We start from the raw sequence: 26,549 nt of genomic DNA on the forward strand, positions 1-26,549 counted from the left end.
AACATCTATTAAGGTTGGCAGTTAAGGCCATGCTTGCCAAGCGAGGAACGGTAAAAAACGGTCGGCAGCCTGTCTCCAGGCTGCGGCAAACCTTGCGCGAGGCCGATCAGGTAGGGAGCTGCTGTTTTTCCTGGCGGATATCTTTTTCAATATCTTCGCGCACGTCAGCAGGAATTTTCAGTACATCGCCCAGCTCTTTAAGATAGCTGCGCTCCATAAAATGATCGATATCGATAACCGCGCAGCTGAGGAAGTAGAGCTCCAGCGCCTCTTCCTCGTTTTTTACCTCCTGCGCCAGCCAGTGAGGATCGAGCGGGCGATCGATAGCCTGCTGAATCAGCGCTTCAGCCTGCTCGCCATAGCCCGCCTGATGAATATTTTGCCTGATCGCCTGTAGCTCTTCTCCATCCATATGACCATCGCTTTTAGCGGCAAACACCAGCGCGGTAATTAAGCGCTCGGCCCGCCGATCGACCGGCGTCGCCTGCTGACCAAACTGGGGATCGTTCTGATGCGTTTCGCGTACGCGCTGCTTATATTTATCCCACAGCAACACGCCCGCTGCGGCGCTGCCGCCGATAATCAGGGCATTTTTGCCATATTTACCCAGCAGATTACGGGAGGACTTACTGGAGATCAGGATACCCGCCAGGCCACCCAGCGCACCGGGCGCCAGCATTTTATTTAGCGCCTCGCTGCCACCCTGCGCCTTTGCGCCCGCGTTGCCAATTGCCGTATTACCTAACATCTGTTGTAGTTGTTGCAGCCAGTTGCCCATAGGTTCTCCTTTTATCGCCTGCTTTTCAGGTTAGTGCACCGGAAGTCAAGAAGCGTAAGCGGGAGCAAACAGAAGAAAACGCCGCGCAGCAGGTGGCGCAACGTCAGACTGGAGAGCGTGGCCTTTATGACAACAGGCTATGGCTCGTTCCTGTTAAGGCAACGCCCGGCGCACGGGCAGCGCGCCGGAGGCAATAGTGTAAGACGCAGCCCGCCATATCTGTAGCGCGGGCGATATGCCCTGCTCAGCCGCCTGATTCATCAAGTGTGGCTGAAAATCACCGGGCTGCAACATCAATCAGGCCGCTTTAACCGCGCGTACCTTTTTCTGGCTCTCTTCATCCGCAGCGGCAACCTTCGGCGCTTTCCCGGCTGGCTGCGCTTCCGGCAGCTTGCTGGTACGCAGGATGTGCTGAACTGCCTCTTTCTGCTCGGCGAGGAACAGACCCAGATTTTCCAGCTGCGCCTCTTCCAGCGACAGCTCGCTCTGCAACAGCCAGTCAGTAAAGGCCTCAGCCATATCGAGCATTTTGTCGTACGCATCGGCTTCTTTTTTGCTGGCAAATGTCATTTTTTCTTCACCTTTTCTGACCACTACAAATTTGGTTTCAACAGCCATGACTCACCTCGGTTACTGTATTTTTATACAGTATATCAGGCAGGATTTTGAGATCAAGTTTTCCCATCAGGCTGGCAGCGCAAACGTTTTCGTATATACTGCGGCGCGATCTGTTTTTCTCACTTTTCAGGTAGGAACTATGACGACACTGGGAACCGCGCTGCGTCCGGGCGCGACGCGCGTAATGCTGCTGGGATCTGGCGAACTGGGTAAAGAGGTAGCGATTGAATGTCAGCGGCTGGGCGTGGAGGTCATTGCCGTCGATCGCTATGCCGATGCGCCAGCGATGCACATCGCTCATCGCAGTCACGTAATCAATATGCTCGACGGCGAAGCGCTGAAGAAGGTCATTGCGCAGGAGCGCCCTGATTATGTGGTGCCGGAAATCGAAGCGATCGCTACCGATACGCTGATTGAGCTGGAGCAGCAGGGTCAACGCGTGGTGCCCAATGCCCGCGCAGCGTTGCTGACCATGAATCGCGAAGGTATTCGTCGTCTTGCCGCCGAAACCCTGGCGCTGCCTACCTCACGCTACCGCTTCGCCGCCAGCCAGGCTGAGTTTAACGCAGCGGTGGAAGAGATCGGCTTTCCCTGTATCGTGAAGCCGGTAATGAGTTCATCCGGCAAAGGACAGCGTTTTATCCGCGAGAGAGCACAGCTGGCACAGGCGTGGGATTATGCGCAGCAGGGTGGACGCGCTGGTGCAGGCAAAGTGATTGTCGAAGGCGTGGTTAATTTTGATTTTGAGATCACTCTGCTTACCGTTAACGCTGTCGATGGCATCCATTTCTGTGCGCCGATTGGCCATCGTCAGGAGGATGGTGATTACCGTGAATCCTGGCAGCCGCAGCAGATGAGTGACCTGGCACTACAGCGTGCGCAGGCCATCGCAGAAAAAGTCGTGAAGGCGCTGGGCGGCTATGGTCTGTTTGGCGTGGAACTGTTTGTACGCGGCGATGAGGTAATCTTCAGTGAAGTATCGCCACGCCCGCACGATACCGGCCTGGTCACACTGGTTTCACAAGATCTCTCTGAGTTTGCGCTGCACGTGCGTGCTTTCCTTGGCCTGCCGGTAGGCGCGATACGTCAGTATGGCCCTGCGGCTTCTGCCGTGATCCTGCCAGAGCTGGAAAGCCGCGACGTCAGCTACGATAACGTGGCGCAGGCACTTGGTGCCGGGCTACAGCTGCGGCTTTTTGCAAAACCGGAAATCGCGGGAAAACGTCGTATGGGCGTGGCGCTGGCGACAGCGGAAACGATTGAAGACGCGGTGACGCGGGCAGTCGCGGCGGCGGGCGCGGTAAAGGTACGCGGCTGAGGTTTACGGCTCTCCCGCAGCGGGAGAGCCAGATACCACTTAGCGTGCGCCAGCCACCGCTTCGCGCGCCAGGTCGGTAATGCGCTGATAATCGCCCGCTTCCAGCGCGTCGTTCGGCACCAGCCAGGAACCACCGATACAAAGCACGTTTTTCAGCGCCAGGTAATCGCGGTAGTTTTTCGGTGAAATGCCACCGGTTGGGCAGAAACGTACCTGAGAGAAAGGACCGGAGATCGCCTGCAACGCTTTTACGCCGCCGTTGGCTTCCGCCGGGAAGAATTTAAATTCGCGCAGACCATACTGCATACCGGTCATCAGTTCTGATACGGTGCTGATGCCCGGAATCAACGGTACGGTTCCCTCTACCGCCGCCTGCAACAGCGGTTCGGTAATACCGGGGCTGATAATAAACTGCGCGCCTGCCGCGGTCACTTCCGCCAGCTGCTGAGGATTAATCACCGTTCCGGCACCCACGATTGCGTCAGGTACTTCCTGAATAATCGCTTTGATTGCGTCCATCGCTACCGGCGTACGCAGCGTCACTTCCAGTACGCGAACGCCGCCAGCGACCAGCGCTTTCGCCATCGGCACGGCATGTTCCAGTTTATTGACAACGATAACCGGTACTACCGGTCCCGTGGTCAGAATCGCTTCAGCACTTGTTTTCCAGTTTTTCATCGCTTTACTCTCCTGTCAGGCCAGCGAACTTTCCGACCACTGGCAATAATGGCGCGTCACCGCGCAGCAAAGGAAACGGCCCATACCATACCCGATTTTTACCTTTCCCGTCCATGCTCTTTCGCCTTTTTTGAAACTACGGTTCATTTTTTTATTGCGCGTTTTTGGGCAAAAAAAAGCCCGCGTTCTGCGGGCTTAGCGAGATTGAATTATTCGAACTCGTTCCAGGAACGACCGTCACGGGTAATCATCGCGACGGAAGCTACCGGTCCCCAGGTCCCGGCCTGGTACGGTTTGGGCGCTTCGTTATCGGCAGCCCAGGCTTCGATAATAGAGTCAACCCAGGTCCATGCCGCTTCCACCTCATCGCGGCGCACAAACAGCGCCTGAATGCCGCGCATTGCTTCCAGCAGCAGACGTTCGTAGGCATCGGCCAGATGCGACTGGTTAAAGGTCTCAGAGTAGCTCAGGTCAAGCTTAGTGGTTTGCAGGTTATGTTTGTGATCCAGTCCCGGCACTTTATTCAGAATTTCAATGTCCACCCCTTCATCCGGTTGCAGGCGAATGGTCAACTTGTTCTGCGGTAACTCCTGCCAGGACTCTTTAAACAGGTTCATTTCCGGGTTTTTAAAATAAACCACGACTTCAGAACACTTGGTCGGCAGACGTTTACCGGTGCGCAGGTAGAACGGTACGCCTGCCCAGCGCCAGTTATCGATATCAACGCGGATAGAGACGAAGGTTTCGGTGCTGCTGGCCTTATTAGCCCCCTCTTCTTCCAGGTAGCCCGGCACTTTCTTGCCCTGGACAAACCCGGCGGTATATTGACCGCGTACGGTTTTTTCACGCACGTTGCTGTGATCGATACGGCGCAATGAACGCAATACCTTCACCTTTTCGTCACGAATGCTGTCAGCACTGAGATCGGACGGTGGCGACATGGCGATCATGGTCAGGACCTGCAACAGGTGATTCTGGATCATATCGCGCATCTGGCCCGCTTTATCAAAGTAGCCCCAGCGTCCTTCGATACCCACCTCTTCCGCCACGGTGATCTGCACGTGGTCGATGGTGCGGTTATCCCAGTTGTTAGCGAACAGCGAGTTAGCGAAACGCAGCGCCAGCAGGTTGAGTACCGTCTCTTTACCGAGGTAATGGTCGATACGGAAAACCTGACTTTCGTCAAAATATTCGCCAACCTGGTCGTTGATCTCCTGCGAGGTTTCCAGCGAGGTGCCAAGCGGTTTTTCCATCACCACGCGCGCCGGTTTGGCGTTCAGCTTCGCCTGACCCAGACCTTTGCAGATCGCACCGAACGTGCTGGGCGGCATAGCGAAGTAGTTGATGGTGACGCGGTTTTTCTGATCCAGCATCTTGCCAAGCTTGGTGAAATGCGAGGTTTCGTTAACGTCCAGGTTACAGAAATCGAGGCGGTTGCTGAGACGATCCCACAGCGCTTCATCGATTTTCTCTTTCATGAAGGTTTCCAGCGCCTCACGCACCACTTTGGTGTACGCCGCCTTATCCCATTCAGCACGCCCGACGCCGATAATACGGCTCTGCTCATGGATCTGTCCGGCCTTTTCCAGCTGATACAGGGAAGGCAGCAGTTTACGCCGTGCCAGATCGCCCTTGGCACCAAAAATGAGCAGATCGCATGCCTGGGCTGTTTGTGTTACCGCCATTCTTTTCTCCTCGTTGCAGGATGAGTTGAACCGCAAAATTCTCAACTGGCTCAGCTCTTATTGTAATTTTATTTCGGCACAATGTACTGTGTTTAACCGGCGCGGGTAAACCTGCACCCGCTCCTTTTGCTATGACCGGTTACTTTAGCGGCGTTTTCGCCTGGTAATGTGCCCTTTTCACCGTTTCTTTTTTATGGCTTTTGCCCGGTAAAATCAGACGCAGTTCATATTCTGGCAAAAAACATTGCACTGCGTTTTACCGGTGCTGCCATGTCGTCGTGCCTGAGCGGTATATTCTCAGTAAATTGCCATCGGATGCACCTGTAAATGAAATTGTCAGAAGTGATGAGCGCTTTTTTATGAATAACATGCTGGAAAAAATTCAGGCGCAGCTTTCCTCTCTGAGTAAATCCGAGCGTAAAGTGGCCGAGACTATTCTCTCCGCGCCAGAGATTGCGATGCACTCCAGCATCGCCCAGCTGGCGGCCAGCGCTGGCGTCAGCGATCCAACCGTCAACCGTTTTTGTCGCCATATGCAGACCAAAGGCTTTCCTGATTTTAAGCTGCAGCTGGCGCAAAGTCTGGCGGCTGGTACGCCATGGGTGAGCCGCAATATTGACGAGCATGATGGCATCGACATTTACAGTGAAAAGCTCTTCCATTCGGCGCTGGCCGGTCTGGAACAGGTGCGTCAGCAGCTGGACATGCGGGCATTGCAACGGGCCGTCGAGCTCCTGGCGGGCGCGAAAAAAATCAGCTTTTTTGGGCTGGGCGCTTCCGCTGCGGTGGCACACGACGCAATGAATAAATTCTTTCGCTTTAACGTGCCGGTAATTTACTCCGACGACGTGGTGATGCAGCGCATGAGCTGCATTAACAGCGGCGCAGATGATGTGGTGGTGCTGATTTCCCATACCGGCCGCACCAAATCGCTGACGGAACTGGCGCAGCTGGCGCGGGAGAACGGGGCCGTGGTGCTGGCGCTCACCGCTTCCGGTTCGCCACTGGCGCGTGAAGCTTCGCTGCTGCTGGCGCTCGATGTCGCGGAGGATACCGATATCTATATGCCGATGGTTTCACGTATGGCGCAGCTGATGCTGATCGACGTGCTGGCTACCGGCTTTACGCTGCATCGTGGCGCTGGCTTTCGCGATAACCTGCGGCGGGTAAAAGAGGCGCTGAAATCGTCGCGACTGGATAAAGAAACCGGCCTGTTTTCCGCGCCGCGTTAATCAGTACGGATGTGTTTTACGCTGTCAGGCCAGGCGAAATTTTGTCTGTTATCAATGAAGCTTTTCTTTGCCATGCAGGAAGAGTGACTTTAGCCACGGCTGTCAGTATTGTGGTCATCGCAACCATCCTCACACTTTCAGCGATGAGAAGGACGCGAGGAGAGCAACGAGCAAAAAGGAATATTACCCGCTGCCATTTAAAAATCATAAACAGAACATTCACGCTTACTCTGTGCATTACTCAGGCTTCTACACCTTAAGGAAAACTCATGACTCGACGTCTCAGAAGAACCAAGATCGTTACCACTTTAGGCCCAGCTACCGATCGCGATAACAACCTGGAAAAAATTATCGCTGCCGGGGCTAACGTTGTGCGACTTAACTTCTCTCACGGCACGCCGGAAGATCATCAGCTGCGGGCAGATAAAGTACGTGAAATTGCCGCTAAGTTAGGGCGTCATGTCGCGATTCTTGGCGATTTGCAGGGGCCAAAAATCCGCGTCTCCACCTTTAAAGAAGGGAAAATATTCCTCAATGTCGGTGACAAGTTCCTGCTGGATGCCAGCCTGGGTAAAGGCGAAGGCGACAAGGAAAAAGTCGGCATCGATTATAAAGGTCTGCCGGAAGACGTAGTGCCGGGCGACGTTCTGCTGCTCGACGACGGGCGCGTACAGCTGAAAGTGCTGGAAGTGCGCGACAGCAAGGTATTTACCGAAGTGACCGTGGGCGGTCCGCTCTCCAATAATAAAGGCATCAACAAGCTGGGCGGCGGCCTTTCCGCCGAGGCGCTGACCGAAAAAGATAAAGCAGATATTATCACCGCGGCAAAAATCGGCGTGGATTACCTGGCCGTTTCCTTCCCGCGCTGCGGCGAAGATCTTAACTATGCGCGCCGTCTTGCACAGGAAGCCGGCAGCGAAGCCAAAATTGTCGCCAAAGTGGAACGCGCCGAAGCTGTCTCTACCCAGGCTGCAATGGATGACATTATTCTGGCTTCCGATGTGGTCATGGTTGCCCGCGGCGATCTCGGTGTGGAAATCGGCGATCCGGAACTGGTAGGCATCCAGAAAGCGCTGATTCGTCGCGCGCGTCAGCTGAATCGTGCCGTCATCACCGCGACGCAGATGATGGAATCGATGATCACGAACCCAATGCCGACCCGCGCAGAAGTGATGGACGTGGCGAACGCGGTACTGGACGGCACCGATGCGGTGATGCTCTCGGCGGAAACCGCTGCCGGTCAGTATCCGGCGGAAACCGTCAGCGCGATGGCGAAAGTCTGCCTCGGCGCGGAGAAAGTGCCAAGCATCAACGTATCGAAGCATCGTCTCGACGTACAGTTTGATAACGTGGAAGAGGCGATCGCGATGTCGGCAATGTATGCCGCTAACCATTTGCAGGGTGTTACCGCTATTATCACCATGACCGAATCAGGGCGTACCGCGCTGATGACCTCGCGCATCACCTCCGGCCTGCCGATTTTCGCTATGTCACGTCATGAAAGCACCCTCAACCTGACGGCGCTTTATCGTGGCGTTACGCCGGTCCTGTTCGACAGCAATAACGATGGCGTGGCGGCAGCGCATGATGCCATCAACCTGCTGCGTGATAAAGGCTTCCTGGTATCAGGCGATCTGGTGATCGTTACCCAGGGCGACGTAATGAGTACTACCGGCACCACCAATACCAGCCGCGTGTTGCGCGTCGAGTAATCTTCTGGCTACCGTAACCCGCCTGCGGTTGCGGTAGCCTTGTTTCTGTTCATCTCCTTTCTGATATTCATATCTTCTCTACAGCCTGATTTTCAGCCAGGCGCAGACGCTGACATTTTTCAGCGCTTTTCAGCAACTCACCAATAAGCAAAATGTGATCAAAGTCACATTTTAAATATTAATTTTACTTATCACTAAATTGTCACCAAAATCTTATTGAATGATAATGATTGCTATTTATAATCGCATTTATATTATCAAACGCAGCATTTGCCTAACAAAAATCGCAATATCCGTACAAAACGGGAGGATTATCGCTCCAAAAAGTTATCTCCCTCTTTTTATTTATGGTGGCTGTCACTACGCTGCCCGCTTAAATATTAAAAAAACTTAACTGATGCCGTTATGCATCAGGCATACAGGGCCGTCATATTTTTTATGTCGGTACGGGTTTCTTACGTCCAAAAAGGGTCAGGAAATGGCTTTGGTTTCCGCAAAAACACAAAATATCGCGACAGATCGCCAGAACGCCGCCACCAGCAGCGCTTTTTTCTTTAACCAGGCACAGCTGGAGCAGTATGCGCAGCAGACGCTAAGCGCGCTGGCGCTGATTCGCCAGCAGCTGCAGCAGACAGAAAAACCGTTCAGCGGTATTTTGCCGCAAGAGCTGGCCCCAACGCTGCGCGCCATCGATTTAGATAAACCGCTGGGTAACGAACAGGCCGCGCTGAACGAACTGTCCGACGTTTATCTGCGCGATGCGGTCTGGTTCCATCATCCAAAGTATGTCGCTCATCTCAACTGCCCCATCGTTCTGCCTTCGCTGCTGGCGGAGCAGATTATGAGTGCGGTAAACAGTTCGGTCGATACCTGGGATCAGAGCGCGGGCGGCACGCTGATTGAGCAGAAAGTCATCGACTGGACACTGCAACGTATCGGCATGCCCACCGGTTCGGACGGGATTTTTACCAGCGGCGGCACCCAGTCCAACCTGATGGCGATGCTGCTGGCGCGTGACAGCTGGTGCGCCCGCCAGCATCCGGGATACCTGATTAAACAGCGCGGCCTGCCGCCGGAAGCGGGCAAGTGGCGTATCTTTACCTCGAAAATGAGCCACTTCAGCATTCAGAAATCAACCGCCATTCTCGGCCTCGGCTATGACGCGGTGATTGCCGTTGACCATGACGATCGTTATCGCATGGACGCCGCTAAACTGGAGCAGGCGATTCAGCAGTGCCGCCAGCAAGGATTGATTCCGGTTGCGGTGGTCGCTACCGCTGGCACCACCGATTTCGGCAGCATCGATCCGTTACAGGCGGTGAGCGATATTTGCCGTCACTATCAGCTGTGGATGCATGTAGATGCCGCCTACGGCTGCGGCCTGCTGGTCTCACCGCAGCACCGTCAACGTCTGTGCGGCATTGAACATGCCGATTCAGTTACCGTCGATTACCACAAATCTTTCTTCCAGACCGTCAGCTGCGGTGCTTTCTTCGTGCGCGACAGCCAGCACCTGAGCCATGTAACGGTGCATGCCGACTACCTCAATCCGCTCAGCGCCCAGCAGGAAGGCACGCCGAATTTGGTAAATAAAAGTATTCAAACCACCCGCCGCTTTGATGCGCTGAAAATGTGGATGACGCTGCGCATTATGGGCGCGCAGAAGCTGGGCGAAGCCTTTGACAACGTGCTGGCGCTGGCGCAGCAGACGCATCGTCTGTTGCAGGCGCATCCGGCGATTGAGGTACTGCACGCGCCAGAGCTGACCACCCAGGTGTTCCGCTTTATTCCGCGTCCGGGCCTGAACGCGGAAGTGACAGATGAGGTTAACGCGCAAATCCGTAAGGCGCTGTTTCGCTCCGGCAACGCGGTTGTCGCGGGCACCAAAGTCAACGGACGTCAGTACCTGAAGTTTACGCTGCTTAATCCGGCAACCAGCGTGGCGGATATGGAAGAGGTTATCGCGCTGATCGCCCACTACGGACGCGAACTCTCACAGCAGCACGCCTTAAGCGCAGCCAATCAGTAAGGGCATCGTGATGAACGACACCATTTATGACTTTATCGGCATCGGTATCGGCCCGTTTAACCTTAGCCTCGCCTGCCTGACGGCACCGCTGAAAGAGGTTAACGGCCTGTTCCTCGATCAGAATCCTGGCTTCGACTGGCATACCGGCATGATGCTGGAGAGCGCCCACCTGCAAACGCCGTTTATGGCCGATCTGGTGACGCTGGCCGATCCCACCAGTCCCTTCAGCCTGCTGAACTACATGAAACAGAAAGGCAAGCTGTACAGCTTTTACATCCGCGAAAGCTTCTTTCTGATGCGTAAGGAATATAACCACTATTGCCAGTGGGCCTGTTCGCAGCTGAACAACCTGCGCTGGAACACACGCGTCGAGTATGCCAGCTACGATGAGAGCCGCGAATGTTATCAGCTGCATACTGTCGATACGCGCAGCGGCGAACGTCGTAGCTGGCTGACGCGCCGACTGGTGCTGGGCACCGGCCCGGTCGCCTGGCTGCCGGAGTGCAGTCGTCCCCTGCACGATCGCGTGGTGCATTCCAGTCACTATCTGGTAAACAAAGCGAAGCTACAGGCGCAGCGGTCTATTACCGTACTGGGTAGCGGTCAGAGCGCGGCGGAGATCTTCTACGATCTGCTGAGTGAAATCGATCGATATGACTACCAGCTGAACTGGGTGACGCGTGCGCCGCGCTTCTATCCGCTGGAATACACCAAGCTAACGCTGGAGATGACCTCGCCGGAGTGGATCGACTATTTCCACGCCCTGCCCGCCCGTAAGCGCGACGAACTGAACGCCGGACATAAAAACCTGTTTAAAGGCATCAACAGCAGCCTGATCAACGATATCTACGATCTGATGTATATCAAGCAGCTGGATGGCGACTTAAAAGTACGGCTGTTTACCAACTCGACGCTTACCGGCCTGCGCCGTCTGCCGCACGATGAGCTGGAGCTTTCGCTGCACCAGCGCGAGCAGGATCAGCACTATACGCGACGCACCGAGGGTCTGGTGATGGCAACCGGCTATCACTATCAGCCGCCGCAGTTTATTGAAGGTATCGCCAGCCGCCTGCGCTGGGATGAACAGGGGCGCTACGCGGTGCAGCGCAACTACAGCATCGATCGTCACAACCGGGTATTTGTGCAAAACGCCGAGCTGCACACGCACGGCTTTGTCACCCCCGATCTTGGCATGGCCTGCTATCGCAATTCGGTGCTGATTCGTGAAATTACCGGACGCGAAGTTTACCCGGTTGAACAGCGCATCGCCTTCCAGACCTTCCCGGCAGAATCGGAGCAATAAGATGAACACCTTATACCAATGCCATCGTCCGGCGGGCGAGTTCACCCTGCGCCCCATGACAGCGCAGGATGCGCCGCTAATCCATCGCTGGGTGACCCAGGAGTATGCCCGCTTCTGGGGAATGCAGAATGATTCGCTGGCGCAGGTAAGCCATTTCTATCAACAGCTGACCGCCGATAATCCGCAGGCGGCGATTATCGGTCTGTGCAACGGCCAGCCGGTTTTTCTGATGGAGTTTTACCGTGCACAGCAGGATGAAATCGCGCAGCACTACCCGGCCCGGCCCGACGATTACGGTATGCATATTCTGATCGCACCTGCCGAAAAGCCGGTAGCGCAGTTCAGCTGGCAGGTATTTACCACGGTGATGGACTTTCTGTTCAGCCAGCCGCAGGTGCGGCGCGTGGTCGTTGAGCCGGACGTGCGTAATGAAAAAATTCATCGTCTCAATAAACGCGCCGGTTTTCGCTACCAGCACACCATCGATATGGGACATAAAACGGCCTGGCTCGCCTTTTGCCAGCGCGAAGATTATCAGCAGGCTCAATTGCAGGAATCCTTAACCATGACCACCACTTCTCAATTCGCTCACGGGCAACATCTCACCGGCGACAGCTGGGCGCTGGCAAATCGATTGCTGGTGCGTAAAGCCATTGCTGAATTCGCCCATGAGAAACTGATCGCTCCCCAGCCCACTGCGGAGAATAGCTGGCAGCTGGCAGTACCGGGCGGCGAAGCGGTTTATCATTTTCGCGCCCGTCGTCTGGCGCTCGATCACTGGCAAATCGATCCCGATTCGCTGGAGAAAAGTGAGAACGGCACGCCGCTGCCGCTGGATGCGTTGCAGTTTATTATCGAATTTAACCAGCAGATCGGCATACCCGCTGCTATGCTGGCAACCTACATGGAAGAGATCACCAGTACGCTGTGCAGCAGCGTCTATAAACTGCAAAAAGGAAACCCGGACAGCGCGGCGCTGGTTAAGGCCGATTTCCAGACGGTAGAAGCGTCAATGACCGAAGGCCATCCTTGCTTCGTTGCTAATAATGGGCGCATCGGCTTTGATGCGCGTGACTACCTCGCCTATGCGCCAGAGGCCGCAGCTCCAATTCGTCTGGTATGGGTGGCGGTACACGTGCGTAACGCCCACTTCTCCAGTATCGACGCGTTAGGCTATCAGCAGCTGATGACAGAGGAGCTGGGCGAAAGCACACTGGCAGCCTTTACCGATCGGCTGCGGGCGCTGGCGGTCGATCCACAGGATTATCTGTTGATGCCGGTTCATCCCTGGCAGTGGCAGAACAAGCTGCTGACGGTGTTTGCCGCCGATATCGCCGCGCGCGACATTATCTGGCTGGGCGAAGGCGAAGATAACTATCAGGCGCAGCAGTCTATCCGCACCTTCTTTAACCGCAGCCAGCCGACCAAACGCTACGTGAAAACCGCGCTGTCGGTGCTGAATATGGGCTTTATGCGCGGCCTTTCGCCCTACTATATGGCGACCACGCCCGCGGTGAATCAGTGGCTGGAAGGGATTGTTAAGCAGGACCCGTGGCTGAAGCAGTGCAATTTCCGCATCCTGCGCGAGGTGGCGGCCATCGGCTATCATAACCGCTATTATGAGCGTGCGATTCAGGGCGACTCGGCCTATAAGAAAATGTTCGCCGCGCTGTGGCGCGATAATCCGCTCCCCCAGCTTCAGCCTGGCCAACGCCTGATGACGATGGCTTCGCTGCTGCATATCGATCGTCATCAGCAGGCGTTGCTGCCTGCGCTGATTGCCGATTCCGGGCTGGCACCAGAGGAATGGATCGACCGCTACCTGACCTGCTATCTCAGCCCGCTGCTGCACTGCTTCTATCAGCACGATATCGTCTTTATGCCGCACGGCGAAAACCTGATCCTGCAATTCGACAACAACGTGCCGGTCAGCGCCTGGATGAAGGATATCGGCGAGGAAATTGCGGTGCTGAACCCGGATGCAGTACTGCCGGAGAAGGCACAGCGACTGGCGGTAGAGGTACCGGAAAATCTGAAAATCCTGTCGATCTTTACCGATGTCTTCGACTGCATTTTCCGCTTTATTTCCGCCATTCTCGATGAGAGCGGTACGCTGCCGGAGGCGCGTTTCTGGCAGCGCGTAGCGCAGTGCATTCAGGCATATCAGCAGGCGCACCCGCAGCTGGCGAGCAAGTTTGCCCGCTACGATCTGTTTGCACCAACCTTTGCGCTCTCCTGCCTGAACCGGCTTCAGCTGGCAAATAATCAGCAGATGATCAATCTGTCCGATCCGGCGGAGAACCTGAAGTTTGCGGGCGAGCTAAGTAATCCGATCGCCGTTTACGCGCATCGCTAATCATTCTCAGGTAATATGATTTAAACGTTATACTGACGCGGCCGCCCTTGCGGTCGCGTTTTTTATCTTTCTGGAGCAAGCCTGCATGGCCGCCTATACCCCGGTTTCACACCTGACATTCAGGCATCTGTTATTTCCCCTCTCGCTGGTGCTGTTTGAGTTCGCTACCTATATTGCGCACGATATGATTCAGCCCGGTATGCTGCTGGTAACCAGCGAATTTCACGTTGGTGCCGAGTGGGTTTCCACTTCGCTGACCGCCTATCTGATTGGCGGCATTGTTCTGCAATGGCTGCTTGGCCCGCTCTCCGATAAGTATGGTCGTCGCCCGGTGATGCTGAGCGGCGTACTGTTTTTTATCGTTTGTTGTGCGCTGACGCACTGGGTTGCCTCTATTCAGCAGTTTGTCGCCCTGCGCTTTTTACAGGGTGCCAGCCTCTGCTTTATCGGTGCGGTAGGCTACGCCGCCATCCAGGAAGCATTTGATGAAGCGCGCAGCGTGCGCATTATGGCGCTAATGGCTAACGTTGCCCTGCTGGCACCGCTGGCTGGCCCGCTGGCAGGCGCGGCTTTCCTGACCGTCGGCGACTGGCGCACCATGTTCTGGCTGTTCGCGATTATCGCCGCGCTGGCGCTGATTGGTCTGTGGCGCGCGATGCCGGAAACCGCAGGCGATCGCAGCGTATCTGTCAACCTGCGCAGCCTGGGACGCACCTACCTGACGCTGGCACGCGAACGGCAGATTATGTCCGGCTCGCTGGCAATCGGGCTGGTATTTATTCCGATTCTCGCCTGGGTCGCGCTGTCGCCGGTGATTCTGATTAAGGATGAGGGTCTGACGCGCATGGATTACGCGCTACTACAGCTGCCGGTATTTCTGGCGATGATCGCCGGTAACCTGACGCTGGGGAAACTGGCGAACCGCCTGCCGATTGAAAGCCCGCTGCGTCTGGGCGCGTGGCCGATTCTGGTGGGGCTGGGGCTGGCGATGGTGACTTCGCTACTGGATCGTCACAGCTATCTGTGGCTGACCGCCGGGCTCAGTATCTATGCGTATGGCGCAGGCATGGTCAACGCCGGGCTTTATCGTCTGACGCTCTTTTCCAGCAATGCCGGTAAAGGCAGCGTGGCGGCGATGCTCGGCATGGTCAGCATTATCGCTTTTGCGCTGGGTATTGAGGTATCGAAATATGGCTACTTCCACGGCGGCGCGGCCTGGTTTAGCCTGATCAATCTGGTGAGCGGCCTGCTGTGGCTGGTTTTAGTGACCGCTTTCCTGCGTGAGCGCAAACGGCGCAGCCGATTAAATGAGGCTAAGGATGTTGCTGACGCCACCTGAGGGCGAAAACGATAAACATTCTGGCTTAATCAAACAGCCCCGCAGCTTTTGCGGGGCTTCTTTTATGCTGCGCCCGTCTCAGCGGCGCGGATAAAGATCTTTACGTCGGTAGGGTTCGATTTCCCCTTCACGCCGTGTTTTCAGCAGCTTGAGGATCCAGGTGTACTGCTCCGGGTTCGGGCGTACAAAAATCTCAACCTCTTCATTCATCCGCCGCGCCAGCGTACGATCGTCCGCCTCCAGCAGATCGTCCATCGGCGGGCGAATATAGATATCCAGCTGATGCGTCTTGCTGTTATACACCGGGAACAGCGGCACCACGCGTGCGCGGCACACCTTCATCAGGCGGCCTACCGCGGGCAGCGTAGCCTTATAGGTGGCAAAGAAATCAACAAACTCGCTGTGTTCAGCGCCATGATCCTGATCGGGTAAGTAGTAGCCCCAGTACCCCTGGCGCACCGAACTGATAAAGGGCTTGATGCCATCGTTGCGTGCGTGCATCCTGCCGCCAAAACGCCGACGCACATAGTTCCAGATATAATCGAACAGCTGATTACTTTGATTGTGGAACATCGCCGCCATTTTCTGCCCTTCGGAGGCCAGCAGCATCGCCGGGATATCCACCGCCCAGCCGTGCGGCACCAGAAAAATCACGTTCTGTTTTTCTGCCTTCATTGACTCGATAATCTCTTTACCGTGCCAGCGAACCCGCTCGCGTACCCGCTGCGGTTTACGCATCGCCAGCTCAGCCATCATCACCATCGACTGCGGCGCGGTGGCAAACATCTCATCAATAATGGTTTCCCGCTCGGCTTCAGACAGCTCCGGCAGACAATAAAGCAGGTTGATTTGCGCCCGGCGGCGAGCGCTTTTGGCAAAGCGTCCAGCAAGACGTCCCGCTGCGCCAAGAATGGGATCGCGCAATGCAGGCGGCAACAGTGCCATTCCGGCAAACGCACCGATACCCAGCCAGGCACCCCAGTATTTCGGCATCAGGAAGGACTTCTGAAAGGTAGGGATAAATTCTGTATTGTTTTTCTTGCTGTTTTCCATGCACTCGCCTCAATCAATAACCGGCTAATGATAGTGCGGGCAGACAAATTTGCAACGGTTACCGCGGGCAAGGCGTAATCCACAGGAAAAACAGGGGGAATTTGCTACATTTTGCTGCATAAAGCAGCAAATCGGGCGGGCGACGGCAACACGTCGCCCGCAGGTAAGGTTATCTCAGGCTTATTTTAGCTTCAGCTGCGGCAGCACTTCCCTGACCTGCGCAAGGTAGGCGGAACGATCTTTACCGGTCAGCCCTTCCGTACGCGGCAGCTTAGCCGTCAGCGGATTCACCGCCTGATTATTGATCCAGATTTCATAGTGAATATGCGGACCGGTAGAGCGTCCGGTACTACCGGAAAGCCCAATACGATCGCCGCGCTTCACCTTATCGCCCGGTTTCACCAGCAGGCGGCTCATGTGCATATAGCGCGTCATATACTGGCGTCCATGACGAATAGCGACATAATTACCGGCACCGGAACTGTATTTCGCCTGCACCACTTCGCCATCACCCACCGCCAGCACAGGTGTTCCGTTCGGCACCGCAAAATCGACGCCCTTATGCGGCGCAACGCGCCCGGTCACCGGGTTCAAACGGCGCGGATTGAAATTGGAGGAGACACGATACTGCTTCACGGTAGGAAAACGCATAAAGCCGCGCGCCAGACCAGAGCCGCTGCGATCGTAAAACTTACCGTCTTCGGCGCGGATAGCGTAATAATCGCGCCCGCCGGTACGCAGACGCACGCCTAACAGCTGGCTCTGCTCCTTTTTACCATCCAGCTCTTCCCGCGACATCAGTACGCTAAAGCGGTCACCGGCACGCAGTTTGCGAAAGTCCATCTGCCACTGTAGCGCTTTGATGACGCTGCTGATTTCAGCACTGCTCAGCCCGGCATTTTGCGCGCTGGTCACGAAGCTGCCGTTTACCACGCCGGTCAGCACGCTGTTTTTCCATTCGCCCTTTTGCATCTCGCTGGACATCCTGAAGCCGTTACCAACGCGATCGTAAGTGCGGGTTTCCCGACGCGACATCTCCCAGCTCAGGCGTTTCAGCTCGCCGTCATCGGTGAGCGTCCAGGAGATCTGCTGCCCCACCTGCAAGCTGCGCAGAGCGTTATCTGTCTTCACCAGCTGGTTGATCTCGCCCATATCGATACCGTACTGATTAAGGATGCTGCTCAGCGTATCGCCGCTGGAAACCACATAATCATGGGTACCGCTTTCCGCCGTGACGTCCTGATCTATTTCATCTTTCGGCAGATCGTCTTCCGGCGCAGGTGCGGGCTGATCGAGCGGTTCGCTGGCCTCAGGCAGCAGCGAACGCAACTCTTCTTTATCAATCTCAATGGTTTTCACAATGGGTGAGGTTTCACCCGGATGATAAACATAAGGCCGCCAGACAGCGACGGCCAAAGTAACCACGGTAAGCGACCCAAGCATTACGCGATGGGGCCGTGGCAGGTTATTAAATGCCAGAGCGACAGAGCGGGCTATCTGTTGCACTATTCAGGATTCCTCATGCTCCTTTCAGGCAGCTTTCATACTGGCTCGACAGCTGTGAGAGGAATTTCACATAACTGTCCTTTCCTAAGCTGATGCCCATTCCCAGTGGATCGAGCGTACCTTTACGTACCTGTGTCCCTCTGGCAACGGCATCGATGACCGCTGGTCTGAATTGTGGCTCAGCAAAAACGCAGGTCGCTTTATGCTCAACCAACTGTGTTCGAATTTGATGTAAACGCTGCGCACCCGGTTGAATTTCAGGATTCACGGTAAAATGGCCAAGCGGCGTGAGACCGTAGTGTTTTTCAAAATAACTATAGGCATCGTGAAAAACGAAATATCCCTTTCCTTTAACGGGTGCCAGCTGACGCGCTATCTGCTCGTCGCTTTTCGTCAATTGTGACTCAAAATGTTGCAGGTTCGCGTCCAGTTTGGCTCTGCTATGCGGCATAAGTTCCAATAATTTTGCGTGGATTGCAACCGCAGATTGGCGCGCTATTTCCGGGGACATCCACAGATGCATATTATATTGTCCATGATGATGATGTTCATGCGCGGCGTCATGATGTTGCTCATCTTCCTCATGCTCCTCATCCTCATCTTCCGCGCCGGTAATTAGCAGCGGTTTAACCTCTGGTAAATTGGCTAACTCAAGGTTTTTCTGTGCGGGAAACGCACTGGCGGTTTTGCTGATAAAGGCTTCCATTTCCGGTCCAATCCAGACAACAAGATCCGCGTCCTGCAAGCGTTTGACGTCAGATGGACGCAGCGCATAGTCGTGTTCAGAAGCCCCATCCGGCAGCAAAACATCTACCGGCGTTACGCCCTCTGCAATGGCAGAAGCGATGAAGCCCAGCGGCTTGATCGAGGCGACCACCGCTGCACTGGCGGGCGCGCTTAGCGAAGCGGCAACGCCAAGGGGTAAGAGCAGGGAAAACAATGCCTTTTTATTCTGTAACATAATGCTTCAATCCATCGTGACGGGGTGAGAAAATGTGATATTATAACATTCGATAACTTCTGCAAGTTTTAATAGCGATGACAACATTAATCAGCCTGGAAAATATTTCCGTCAGCTTTGGTCAGCGTCAGGTATTGTCAAATATCTCATTATCACTGCAACCTGGACGCATTTTGACGCTGCTCGGCCCCAACGGTGCCGGTAAATCGACCCTGGTACGCGTGGTGCTGGGCCTGATCGCGCCGGACAGCGGTACAATTACGCGCGATGATCCGCTGCGTATCGGCTACGTGCCGCAAAAACTGCATCTTGATGCCACCCTGCCGTTAACCGTCGATCGGTTTTTACGTTTGCGTCCGGCGACGCGCAAGGCAGATGTGTTACCCGCGCTCAAGCGGGTTCAGGCGGGACATTTGCAGTTTGCGCCAATGCAGAAACTCTCCGGCGGCGAGGCACAGCGCGTGCTGCTGGCGCGGGCGCTGCTGAATCAACCGCGCGTACTGGTGCTGGATGAGCCGACGCAGGGCGTTGACGTAAATGGACAGGTAGCGCTCTATGATCTGATCAATCAGCTACGGCTGGAGCTTAACTGCGCCGTGCTGATGGTGTCACATGACCTGCACCTGGTGATGGCGAAAACCGATGAGGTGCTCTGCCTTAACCACCATATCTGCTGTTCCGGCACGCCGGAAGCGGTTTCCCGTCACCCCGAATTTATCGCCATGTTTGGCCCACGCGGTGCCGAGCAGCTGGCAATTTATCGCCATCACCATAATCATCGTCACGATTTACAGGGGCGGATTGTTTTGCGCAAAGGAACAGGAAAATAATGCTGGAATTATTACTTCCCGGCTGGCTGGGCGGCGTAATGCTGGCGCTGGCGGCTGGCCCGCTCGGTTCATTTGTGGTCTGGCGACGTATGTCTTATTTCGGCGATACGCTGGCGCACGCGTCACTGCTGGGGGTAGCTTTCGGCCTGCTGCTGAACGTTAACCCATTTTATGCGGTCATCGCCGTTACGCTGCTGCTGGCGCTGGGCCTGGTCTGGCTGGAACGTCGCCCTCACCTCGCTATAGATACCCTGCTGGGAATTATGGCGCACAGCGCGCTGTCGCTGGGGCTGGTGGTGGTCAGCCTGATGTCTAACGTGCGCGTCGATCTAATGGCCTATCTGTTTGGCGATTTATTGGCGGTGACGCCGGACGATTTAATGATTATCGGCGGCGGCGTGGCGCTGGTACTGGCGGGGCTGGCCTGGCAGTGGCGTCCGCTGCTGTCGATGACCATCAGCCCGGAGCTGGCGCAGGTGGATGGCGTAAATATCGCCCGCACCCGTATGCTGCTGATGCTGGTAACCGCACTGACCATCGGCGTGGCGATGAAGTTTGTCGGCGCGTTGATTATTACCTCACTGCTGGTGATCCCCGCCGCCGCTGCGCGGCGCTTTGCCCGTTCGCCGGAGCAGATGGCGCTGCTGGCTATCGGCGTCGGCATAATTGCGGTAACCGGCGGCCTGACGTTCTCCGCCTTTTACGACACGCCCGCCGGCCCTTCGGTGGTGTTATGTGCTGCGCTGCTGTTTATTTTCAGTCAGTTGAAAAACGTCCCCGCCTGATTGCTATAGCTCTCAGACAGAAACGCCAGCATTTGCTGGCGTTTTTTTATACTTCGCGGCTGAGGCCGAAATGTTTAAAGGCATGCTGGGTAGCGATGCGCCCACGCGGAGTACGCTGAATAAAGCCCTGCTGAATCAGGTAAGGCTCCAGCACGTCCTCAATGGTTTCGCGCTCTTCGCCAATCGCTGCCGCCAGGTTATCCAGCCCCACCGGGCCGCCGGTAAACTTATCGATAATGGCCAGCAACAGCTTGCGGTCCATATAGTCGAAGCCTTCGTTATCGACGTTCAGCATATCAAGCGCCTTCGCCGCCACTTCGCCGTTCATCACGCCATCAGCGCGTACCTCGGCAAAATCACGCACGCGACGCAGCAGCCGGTTAGCGATACGCGGCGTGCCACGTGCCCGGCGTGCCACTTCCAGCGCCCCTTCCGGGCTGAGATCCAGCCCCAGACAGGCGGCGCTGCGGCCCACGATATGCTGCAAATCTTTTACCTGATAAAACTCCAGGCGTTGCACAATGCCGAAGCGATCGCGCAGCGGCGAAGTTAACGAACCGGCACGGGTGGTAGCGCCAATCAGCGTAAAGGGCGGCAAATCCAGCTTGATCGAGCGCGCCGCCGGGCCTTCGCCAATCATAATATCGAGCTGGTAATCTTCCATCGCCGGATAGAGCACCTCTTCCACCACTGGCGAAAGTCGATGAATCTCATCAATAAACAGCACGTCATGCGGCTCAAGGTTGGTGAGCATCGCTGCCAGATCGCCCGCTTTTTCCAGCACCGGGCCGGAGGTGGTGCGCAGGTTGACGCCCATTTCATTCGCCACGATATTCGCCAGCGTGGTTTTACCCAGCCCCGGCGGGCCGAAAATCAGCAGGTGGTCGAGCGCGTCGCCGCGCATTTTCGCCGCCTTGATAAAGATCTCCATCTGCTCGCGCACCTGCGGCTGGCCAACATACTCTTCCAGCAGGCGCGGGCGAATGGCGCGGTCAATAATTTCTTCTTCGCTGATGTTGCCGGGTGAGACCAGGCGATCGGCTTCAATCATGGTTTACCTCAGAGCGCGGCACGCAGCGCTTCACGGATCAGGGTTTCACAATCAGCATCCGGGCGGCCCACTTTGCTGACCATCCGGCTGGCTTCCTGCGGTTTATACCCCAACGCCACCAGCGCGGCAACCGCTTCGGCTTCGGCGTCGTTGCTTTCCGGCTGCGCGTTTTCGCTGGTCAGCGTAAAGGTCGCGTCGCCGCCAAACAGGTCGCCATGCATTCCTTTAAAGCGATCTTTCATCTCCACTACCAGACGCTCGGCGGTTTTCTTGCCCACGCCCGGCAGCTTCACCAGGGTTGCCACCTCTTCACGCTCGACGGCGGTCACAAACTGCTGCGCCGACATACCGGAGAGGATCGCCAGCGCCAGCTTAGGCCCGACGCCGTTAACTTTAATCAGCTCGCGGAACAGCGCGCGCTCCTGCTTGCTGTTAAAGCCGTAGAGCAGCTGCGCATCTTCACGCACCACGAACTGGGTAAAAACAATCGCTTCCTGGTTCAGTTCCGGCAGCTCATAGAAGCAGGTCATCGGCATGTGGACTTCATATCCCACGCCGTTTGCCTCCAGCAGAACCAGCGGCGGTTGTTTTTCCAGAATAATGCCTCGCAGACGACCTATCACAGTAGCTTCCTTTAATGGGTAGGGAGAGAAAGTGTCAGAGTTATAACATAAAAAAGGCTGGATGAATATCCAGCCTGATAAAGGGTTATGAACGCAGCCTGCCGCGCGTCAGGGTAAGCTTCGACTCGCTGAGCCGGTTGGCATTCTGGCTGACGTGGCAGTGCGTAATGGCGATCGCCAGCGCATCGGCGGCGTCGGCCTGAGGATTCGCCGCCAGCTTCAGCAGGGTGCGCACCATATGCTGCACCTGGCTTTTTTCCGCGCTGCCGATGCCGACCACCGTTTGCTTCACCTGCCGGGCCGCATATTCAAATACCGGCAAATCCTGGTTCACCGCCGCCACAATCGCTGCGCCGCGCGCCTGACCCAGCTTCAACGCTGAATCGGCATTTTTTGCCATAAAGACCTGCTCAATGGCGAAAAAGTCGGGCTGAAACTGCGTGATGATCTCACTGACGCCAGCATAAATCAGCTTGAGGCGGGACGGCAGATCGACAACGTTGGTGCGGATACAGCCGCTGCCCAGATAGGTTAACTGTCGCCCCACCTGACGTATAACGCCATAGCCGGTGATACGGGAACCTGGGTCGATGCCCAGAATTATCGCCATCAGGCTACTCCGTCAGGTTGAATCATCGCCGGGGCCATCACAGAGTGGCCGCCACCTCGTCGGAAATCTCACCGTTATGGTAAACTTCCTGCACGTCGTCGCAGTCTTCCAGCATATCGATCAGGCGCATCAGCTTAGGTGCAGTCTCCGCATCCATATCCGCTTTGGTCGACGGGATCATCGTCACCTCTGCCGTTTCCGCTTTCAGGCCAGCAGCGTCCAGCGCATCTTTTACCGTACCGAAGGTTCCCACGGCGTGAACACGTCGATAGCGCCGTCGTCATAGCTGACCACGTCATCTGCGCCCGCTTCCAGCGCCGCATCCATTACCGTATCTTCATCCAGGCCTGGCGCATAGGAGATCACCCCTTTTTTGGTGAACAGATAGGCCACGGAGCCGTCGGTGCCGAGATTGCCGCCGCATTTGGTAAAGGCGTGGCGAACTTCAGACACGGTACGGTTGCGGTTGTCGCTCAGGCATTCCACCATAATGGCACTGCCGCCGGGACCGTAGCCTTCATAGATGATGGTTTCCATGTTGCTGTTATCGTCGCCGCCTACGCCGCGCGCGATAGCGCGATCCATGGTGTCACGCGTCATGTTGTTGGACAGCGCTTTATCCATCGCGGCACGCAGACGCGGGTTAGAACCGGGATCGCCACCGCCCAGCTTGGCTGCGGTAACCAGCTCGCGAATAATTTTGGTGAAAATCTTACCGCGTTTGGCATCCTGTGCCGCTTTGCGGTGCTTGGTGTTGGCCCATTTACTATGACCTGCCATAACTCTGCTCTCTCCAGTTTGACACCGGTCAGACACCCTTAAGGCCAGCATCCCCTGCCGGGGAGACAGCGCGCCTTATGCCTGACGCTGTTGATTTTGTATCAGTCACATCGACTGATGGCTTCAGCACGCTCGCGCCAGAAACAGCGATGCTCTTTGCAGTGCGCGGCGCGGCTGTCGGCAAGGATTAGCCGACAAATTCTTCAATTGCCTGGCGGTTACTCCAGGACTTGGTAAGGCGGGCGGCCTCAGTCGCATCCAGCCATTGCCAGGCAAGATGCTCGCTCAGAATAACGCGGCGTTCGCCCGGCAGCGCCAGGCAGAACCAGTGTTCGGTATTATGCGTGACGTCAGGGGCGTAGCGATGGCGGAAGTGGGTAAAGATCTCAAACTCAATCTGACGCTGACAATCTTTCAGCGTCAGCCCTTCCGCCGCCACATCAATGGCCAGCTCCTCAAACACTTCGCGCCGTGCCGCCTCAACCGGCGTTTCTCCCACTTCCAGGCTGCCGGTAACCGACTGCCAGAACGCAGGATCGTCACGCCGTTGCAGCATTAGCACCCGCCCGGTATCCTGCGCATAAATCACCACCAGTACCGAAACCGGATGCTTGTAGCTCATCTTACAGGCTCTCTGGCTTATCCTTTTTCACCACCTGAATCGCCAGTTCTTCCAGCGAGGCCGGATTAGCGAAGCTCGGCGCTTCGGTCATCAGACAGGCAGCGGCGGTGGTTTTCGGGAAAGCGATAACGTCACGAATATTGTCGGTGCCGGTCAACAGCATCACCAGACGGTCAAGGCCGAACGCCAGGCCCGCATGCGGCGGCGTACCGAACTTCAGCGCGTCGAGCAGGAAGCCAAACTTCTCGCGCTGTTCCGTTTCGGTAATACCAAGAATACCGAACACGGTCTGCTGCATCTGTCCGTTATGGATACGTACCGAACCACCGCCCACTTCGTAGCCGTTAATCACCATATCGTAGGCGTTGGCGATGGCGGTTTCCGGCGCGGCTTTCAACGCTTCCGGCGTCATATCGCGTGGTGCGGTAAACGGATGATGCATCGCCGTCAGACCACCCTCACCGTCATCTTCGAACATCGGGAAATCCACTACCCACAGCGGCCGCCAGGCTTTATCGTCGGTGATATTCAGATCGCGACCCAGCTTCAGACGCAGCGCGCCCATCGCATCCGCCACCACGTTGGCTTTATCAGCACCGAAGAACACCATATCGCCATCCTGTGCGCCGGTGCGCGCCAGGATCGCCTCAACGATCTCTGCCGTCAGGAATTTCGCTACCGGACTCTGGATACCTTCCAGGCCCTGCGCACGCTGGTTGACCTTGATATAGGCCAGCCCTTTCGCACCGTAAATTTCGATAAACTTACCGTACTCATCGATCTGCTTACGGCTGAGCGTCGCGCCACCCGGTACGCGCAGCGCCGCTACGCGGCCTTTGGCGTCATTGGCCGGGCCGGAGAAAACCTTGAATTCGACATCTTTCACCAGATCGGCCACATCCACCAGCTCCATCGGGTTACGCAGATCGGGTTTGTCGGAGCCGTAGCGACGCATTGCTTCCGCGAAGGTCATCTGCGGGAACTCGCCCAGGTCAACGCCCTTCACTTCCAGCCAGAGCTGGCGCACCATGCGCTCCATCACTTCACGCACCTGCGGCGCGGTCATAAAGGAGGTTTCCACATCGATCTGGGTAAACTCCGGCTGACGGTCAGCGCGCAGGTCTTCATCACGGAAGCATTTTACGATCTGATAGTAGCGATCGAAGCCGGACATCATCAGCAGCTGTTTAAACAGCTGGGGCGACTGCGGCAGCGCGTAGAATTTGCCTTTATGCACGCGGCTCGGCACCAGATAGTCACGCGCCCCTTCCGGTGTCGCTTTGGTCAGCATCGGCGTTTCAATATCGAGAAAACCGTTATCATCCATAAAGCGGCGCACGAAGCTGGTGATTTTCGCACGCGCTTTCAGGCGCTGCGCCATCTCCGGACGACGCAGATCGAGATAGCGATATTTCAGGCGCGCCTCTTCGGTGTTGACCTGGTTGGAGTCCAGCGGCAACGGTTCAGCGCGGTTAATGATGGTCAGTTCGGTAGCAAAAACTTCAACCTCGCCGGTAGCCATATCGGGGTTTTTATTGCGCTCGTCGCGCGCACGCACCACGCCGGTGACCTGAATGCAGAACTCGTTACGCAGCTCAGAGGCCAGTTCAAAGGCCTGCTGGCGATCGGGATCGAAAAAGACCTGGACGATACCTTCGCGGTCACGCATATCGATAAAGATCAGGCTCCCCAGATCGCGACGGCGGTTAACCCAACCGCAGAGAGTTACCTGCTGGCCAACATGAGACAGATTGACCTGTCCACAATATTCTGTACGCATAACGCTATCCTTTTAACTTCGCCGCTGCAGCATGGGCAGCCCGGTTGTGTCGTCGTGTAGTGCGGCTATCCGGCGGATAACCGTCAGGCAGACGCTGCCGCAAAAAGGCAGGCATTATAATGTAAAAAGCAAGGCGCGATAAGGGGGAACGGCGTGCAGAGCGCAAAGCGCGTTCATTTGTTGCCCTGTGCAGGCTAATGTTAGCGCTATGCACACAGAAATTCACAAAATTCATGAATTCACGACATTTTTCTTCTTGTCTGGTGCGGTTTAGCTGGCTCAGGCTTAAACTCTTTTATTCACGGAGAGCATGATGAAACTCAATCCTACATCAACCGCCCTGGTATTAATTGATTTGCAGGAAGGCATTTTGCCTTTTGCTGGCGGCCCGCACAGCGCGCAGCAGGTCGTCAGCGGCGCAGCGAAACTGGCGGCAAAATTCCGTGCCGTTAATGCGCCCGTAGTGCTGGTACGTGTTGGTTGGGCGTCTGATTTTGCCGACGCCCTGCAGCAGGAGGTCGATGCTGCACCGGCGCATGGCGCGCTGCCGGAAAACTGGTGGAACTATCCGCCCGCGCTGGGCGTTGAGCCGGGCGATATCGAGGTGGTAAAACATCAGTGGGGCGCCTTTTACGGCACCGATCTGGAGCTTCAGCTGCGCCGTCGCAACATTGATACTATCGTGCTGGGCGGCATTGCCACCAATATTGGCGTAGAATCTACCGCACGCAACGCCTGGGAACTGGGCTTTAACCTGGTGATTGCCGAAGATATTTGCAGCGCAGGCAGCGCTGAGCAACATAACGGCAGCATGGAGTGGATTTTCCCACGCATCGCCAAAGTGCGCCGCGTGGAGGAGATTATCGCCGCGCTGTAACCGGATTCGGGCGGGGCAGCCCG

The 26,549-nt window shown here is 56.0% G+C and carries 22 protein-coding genes and 1 pseudogene; 10 read left to right on the forward strand and 13 right to left on the reverse strand.

Going from position 1 to position 26,549, the window contains the following annotated elements; translation table 11 throughout:
• Positions 1-106: 106 nt before the first annotated feature.
• Both C7M51_RS08120 and C7M51_RS08125 read right to left on the reverse strand, forming a co-directional pair.
• Positions 107-778 carry a tellurite resistance TerB family protein gene (locus tag C7M51_RS08120; RefSeq protein WP_160621332.1) on the reverse strand — a complete coding sequence of 224 codons (672 nt, stop codon included), beginning with the start codon at positions 776-778 and terminating at the stop codon, positions 107-109.
• Positions 779-1,075: 297 nt separating this feature from the next.
• A complete protein-coding gene (locus tag C7M51_RS08125) occupies positions 1,076-1,396 on the reverse strand; it encodes a YebG family protein (protein WP_160621333.1) in 321 nt (106 codons plus the stop codon).
• Between the two features lie 139 nt (positions 1,397-1,535).
• Between C7M51_RS08125 and purT the strand changes: the two genes are divergently transcribed.
• On the forward strand, positions 1,536-2,714 hold the full coding sequence (gene purT / locus C7M51_RS08130) for a formate-dependent phosphoribosylglycinamide formyltransferase (RefSeq protein WP_160621334.1): 1,179 nt from the start codon (positions 1,536-1,538) through the stop codon (positions 2,712-2,714).
• A 39-nt stretch (positions 2,715-2,753) separates the two neighbouring features.
• Here the strand turns inward: purT and C7M51_RS08135 are convergent, their stop codons facing one another.
• The gene (locus tag C7M51_RS08135; protein ID WP_160621335.1) at positions 2,754-3,392 is read right to left on the reverse strand and encodes a bifunctional 4-hydroxy-2-oxoglutarate aldolase/2-dehydro-3-deoxy-phosphogluconate aldolase; all 639 of its coding nucleotides are present in this window, start codon (positions 3,390-3,392) and stop codon (positions 2,754-2,756) included.
• Positions 3,393-3,601: 209 nt separating this feature from the next.
• Positions 3,602-5,077 carry a glucose-6-phosphate dehydrogenase gene (gene zwf, locus C7M51_RS08140; RefSeq protein ID WP_160621336.1) on the reverse strand — a complete coding sequence of 492 codons (1,476 nt, stop codon included), beginning with the start codon at positions 5,075-5,077 and terminating at the stop codon, positions 3,602-3,604.
• Between the two features lie 359 nt (positions 5,078-5,436).
• On the opposite strand from zwf, the gene C7M51_RS08145 reads away from it, so the two are divergent.
• The 6 genes from C7M51_RS08145 (at position 5,437) to C7M51_RS08170 (ending at position 15,048) form a co-directional block, all read left to right on the forward strand.
• Positions 5,437-6,309, forward strand: coding sequence for a MurR/RpiR family transcriptional regulator (locus tag C7M51_RS08145; protein ID WP_160621337.1), 873 nt, complete (start codon positions 5,437-5,439; stop codon positions 6,307-6,309).
• Positions 6,310-6,578: 269 nt separating this feature from the next.
• Entirely contained in the window at positions 6,579-8,021 is a 1,443-nt protein-coding gene (gene pyk, locus C7M51_RS08150) for a pyruvate kinase (RefSeq protein WP_160621338.1), read from the forward strand.
• Between the two features lie 478 nt (positions 8,022-8,499).
• Positions 8,500-10,050, forward strand: coding sequence for a pyridoxal phosphate-dependent decarboxylase family protein (locus tag C7M51_RS08155; protein ID WP_160621339.1), 1,551 nt, complete (start codon positions 8,500-8,502; stop codon positions 10,048-10,050).
• A gap of 10 nt (positions 10,051-10,060) precedes the next feature.
• Complete coding sequence (locus C7M51_RS08160; RefSeq protein ID WP_160621340.1) at positions 10,061-11,353, forward strand: lysine N(6)-hydroxylase/L-ornithine N(5)-oxygenase family protein; 1,293 nt, start codon at positions 10,061-10,063, stop codon at positions 11,351-11,353.
• A 1-nt stretch (position 11,354) separates the two neighbouring features.
• Positions 11,355-13,709 (forward strand): GNAT family N-acetyltransferase, encoded by a 2,355-nt coding sequence (locus C7M51_RS08165; RefSeq protein WP_160621341.1) that lies wholly within the window; start codon positions 11,355-11,357, stop codon positions 13,707-13,709.
• Between the two features lie 85 nt (positions 13,710-13,794).
• Positions 13,795-15,048, forward strand: coding sequence for an MFS transporter (locus C7M51_RS08170; protein WP_160621342.1), 1,254 nt, complete (start codon positions 13,795-13,797; stop codon positions 15,046-15,048).
• Between the two features lie 78 nt (positions 15,049-15,126).
• On the opposite strand, the gene lpxM is transcribed toward C7M51_RS08170, so the two are convergent.
• From lpxM to znuA, 3 genes are all read right to left on the reverse strand, one after another.
• Positions 15,127-16,101 carry a lauroyl-Kdo(2)-lipid IV(A) myristoyltransferase gene (gene lpxM / locus C7M51_RS08175; protein WP_160621343.1) on the reverse strand — a complete coding sequence of 325 codons (975 nt, stop codon included), beginning with the start codon at positions 16,099-16,101 and terminating at the stop codon, positions 15,127-15,129.
• Positions 16,102-16,281: 180 nt separating this feature from the next.
• A complete protein-coding gene (gene mepM, locus C7M51_RS08180; RefSeq protein WP_160621344.1) occupies positions 16,282-17,607 on the reverse strand; it encodes a murein DD-endopeptidase MepM in 1,326 nt (441 codons plus the stop codon).
• Positions 17,608-17,620: 13 nt separating this feature from the next.
• Positions 17,621-18,568, reverse strand: coding sequence for a zinc ABC transporter substrate-binding protein ZnuA (znuA, locus tag C7M51_RS08185; protein WP_160621345.1), 948 nt, complete (start codon positions 18,566-18,568; stop codon positions 17,621-17,623).
• 77 nt (positions 18,569-18,645) lie between these two features.
• Here znuA and znuC point away from each other — a divergent pair, with 77 nt between their 5' ends.
• Both znuC and znuB read left to right on the forward strand, forming a co-directional pair.
• Entirely contained in the window at positions 18,646-19,398 is a 753-nt protein-coding gene (gene znuC, locus C7M51_RS08190) for a zinc ABC transporter ATP-binding protein ZnuC (RefSeq protein WP_160621346.1), read from the forward strand.
• Positions 19,398-20,183 carry a zinc ABC transporter permease subunit ZnuB gene (znuB, locus tag C7M51_RS08195; RefSeq protein WP_160621347.1) on the forward strand — a complete coding sequence of 262 codons (786 nt, stop codon included), beginning with the start codon at positions 19,398-19,400 and terminating at the stop codon, positions 20,181-20,183. Before znuC ends, znuB begins: the two co-directional genes overlap by 1 nt.
• Before the next feature lie 46 nt (positions 20,184-20,229).
• Here the strand turns inward: znuB and ruvB are convergent, their stop codons facing one another.
• The 6 genes and pseudogenes from ruvB to aspS all read right to left on the reverse strand — a co-directional run bounded on the left by ruvB (position 20,230) and on the right by aspS (position 25,649).
• Positions 20,230-21,234 (reverse strand): Holliday junction branch migration DNA helicase RuvB, encoded by a 1,005-nt coding sequence (ruvB, locus tag C7M51_RS08200; RefSeq protein ID WP_160621348.1) that lies wholly within the window; start codon positions 21,232-21,234, stop codon positions 20,230-20,232.
• A gap of 8 nt (positions 21,235-21,242) precedes the next feature.
• A complete protein-coding gene (gene ruvA, locus C7M51_RS08205; RefSeq protein ID WP_160621349.1) occupies positions 21,243-21,857 on the reverse strand; it encodes a Holliday junction branch migration protein RuvA in 615 nt (204 codons plus the stop codon).
• Between the two features lie 85 nt (positions 21,858-21,942).
• The gene (gene ruvC / locus C7M51_RS08210) at positions 21,943-22,467 is read right to left on the reverse strand and encodes a crossover junction endodeoxyribonuclease RuvC (RefSeq protein WP_160621350.1); all 525 of its coding nucleotides are present in this window, start codon (positions 22,465-22,467) and stop codon (positions 21,943-21,945) included.
• A gap of 37 nt (positions 22,468-22,504) precedes the next feature.
• Positions 22,505-23,247, reverse strand: a pseudogene (locus C7M51_RS08215) (YebC/PmpR family DNA-binding transcriptional regulator).
• Between the two features lie 187 nt (positions 23,248-23,434).
• The gene (gene nudB, locus C7M51_RS08220) at positions 23,435-23,869 is read right to left on the reverse strand and encodes a dihydroneopterin triphosphate diphosphatase (RefSeq protein WP_160621351.1); all 435 of its coding nucleotides are present in this window, start codon (positions 23,867-23,869) and stop codon (positions 23,435-23,437) included.
• 1 nt (position 23,870) lies between these two features.
• Complete coding sequence (gene aspS / locus C7M51_RS08225) at positions 23,871-25,649, reverse strand: aspartate--tRNA ligase (protein WP_160621352.1); 1,779 nt, start codon at positions 25,647-25,649, stop codon at positions 23,871-23,873.
• Between the two features lie 310 nt (positions 25,650-25,959).
• On the opposite strand from aspS, the gene C7M51_RS08230 reads away from it, so the two are divergent.
• Positions 25,960-26,526: a hydrolase gene (locus tag C7M51_RS08230; RefSeq protein ID WP_160621353.1), complete on the forward strand. Its 567-nt coding sequence runs from the start codon at positions 25,960-25,962 to the stop codon at positions 26,524-26,526.
• The last annotated feature ends 23 nt before the right edge of the window (positions 26,527-26,549 follow it).

Source organism: Mixta intestinalis, assembly GCF_009914055.1.
Classification (GTDB): domain Bacteria; phylum Pseudomonadota; class Gammaproteobacteria; order Enterobacterales; family Enterobacteriaceae; genus Mixta; species Mixta intestinalis.

Coding starts and splice junctions, on each gene's coding strand:
- C7M51_RS08125 (WP_160621333.1), bottom strand. CDS start 1,396: ATGGCTGTTGAAACCAAATTTGTAGTGGTCAGAAAAGGTGAAGAAAAA.
- C7M51_RS08155 (WP_160621339.1), top strand. CDS start 8,500: ATGGCTTTGGTTTCCGCAAAAACACAAAATATCGCGACAGATCGCCAG.
- lpxM (WP_160621343.1), bottom strand. CDS start 16,101: ATGGAAAACAGCAAGAAAAACAATACAGAATTTATCCCTACCTTTCAG.
- znuB (WP_160621347.1), top strand. CDS start 19,398: ATGCTGGAATTATTACTTCCCGGCTGGCTGGGCGGCGTAATGCTGGCG.
- C7M51_RS08165 (WP_160621341.1), top strand. CDS start 11,355: ATGAACACCTTATACCAATGCCATCGTCCGGCGGGCGAGTTCACCCTG.
- znuA (WP_160621345.1), bottom strand. CDS start 18,568: ATGTTACAGAATAAAAAGGCATTGTTTTCCCTGCTCTTACCCCTTGGC.
- C7M51_RS08135 (WP_160621335.1), bottom strand. CDS start 3,392: ATGAAAAACTGGAAAACAAGTGCTGAAGCGATTCTGACCACGGGACCG.
- C7M51_RS08160 (WP_160621340.1), top strand. CDS start 10,061: ATGAACGACACCATTTATGACTTTATCGGCATCGGTATCGGCCCGTTT.
- aspS (WP_160621352.1), bottom strand. CDS start 25,649: ATGCGTACAGAATATTGTGGACAGGTCAATCTGTCTCATGTTGGCCAG.
- C7M51_RS08230 (WP_160621353.1), top strand. CDS start 25,960: ATGATGAAACTCAATCCTACATCAACCGCCCTGGTATTAATTGATTTG.
- znuC (WP_160621346.1), top strand. CDS start 18,646: ATGACAACATTAATCAGCCTGGAAAATATTTCCGTCAGCTTTGGTCAG.
- purT (WP_160621334.1), top strand. CDS start 1,536: ATGACGACACTGGGAACCGCGCTGCGTCCGGGCGCGACGCGCGTAATG.
- C7M51_RS08170 (WP_160621342.1), top strand. CDS start 13,795: ATGGCCGCCTATACCCCGGTTTCACACCTGACATTCAGGCATCTGTTA.
- nudB (WP_160621351.1), bottom strand. CDS start 23,869: ATGAGCTACAAGCATCCGGTTTCGGTACTGGTGGTGATTTATGCGCAG.
- zwf (WP_160621336.1), bottom strand. CDS start 5,077: ATGGCGGTAACACAAACAGCCCAGGCATGCGATCTGCTCATTTTTGGT.
- pyk (WP_160621338.1), top strand. CDS start 6,579: ATGACTCGACGTCTCAGAAGAACCAAGATCGTTACCACTTTAGGCCCA.
- C7M51_RS08120 (WP_160621332.1), bottom strand. CDS start 778: ATGGGCAACTGGCTGCAACAACTACAACAGATGTTAGGTAATACGGCA.
- ruvB (WP_160621348.1), bottom strand. CDS start 21,234: ATGATTGAAGCCGATCGCCTGGTCTCACCCGGCAACATCAGCGAAGAA.
- C7M51_RS08145 (WP_160621337.1), top strand. CDS start 5,437: ATGAATAACATGCTGGAAAAAATTCAGGCGCAGCTTTCCTCTCTGAGT.
- ruvC (WP_160621350.1), bottom strand. CDS start 22,467: ATGGCGATAATTCTGGGCATCGACCCAGGTTCCCGTATCACCGGCTAT.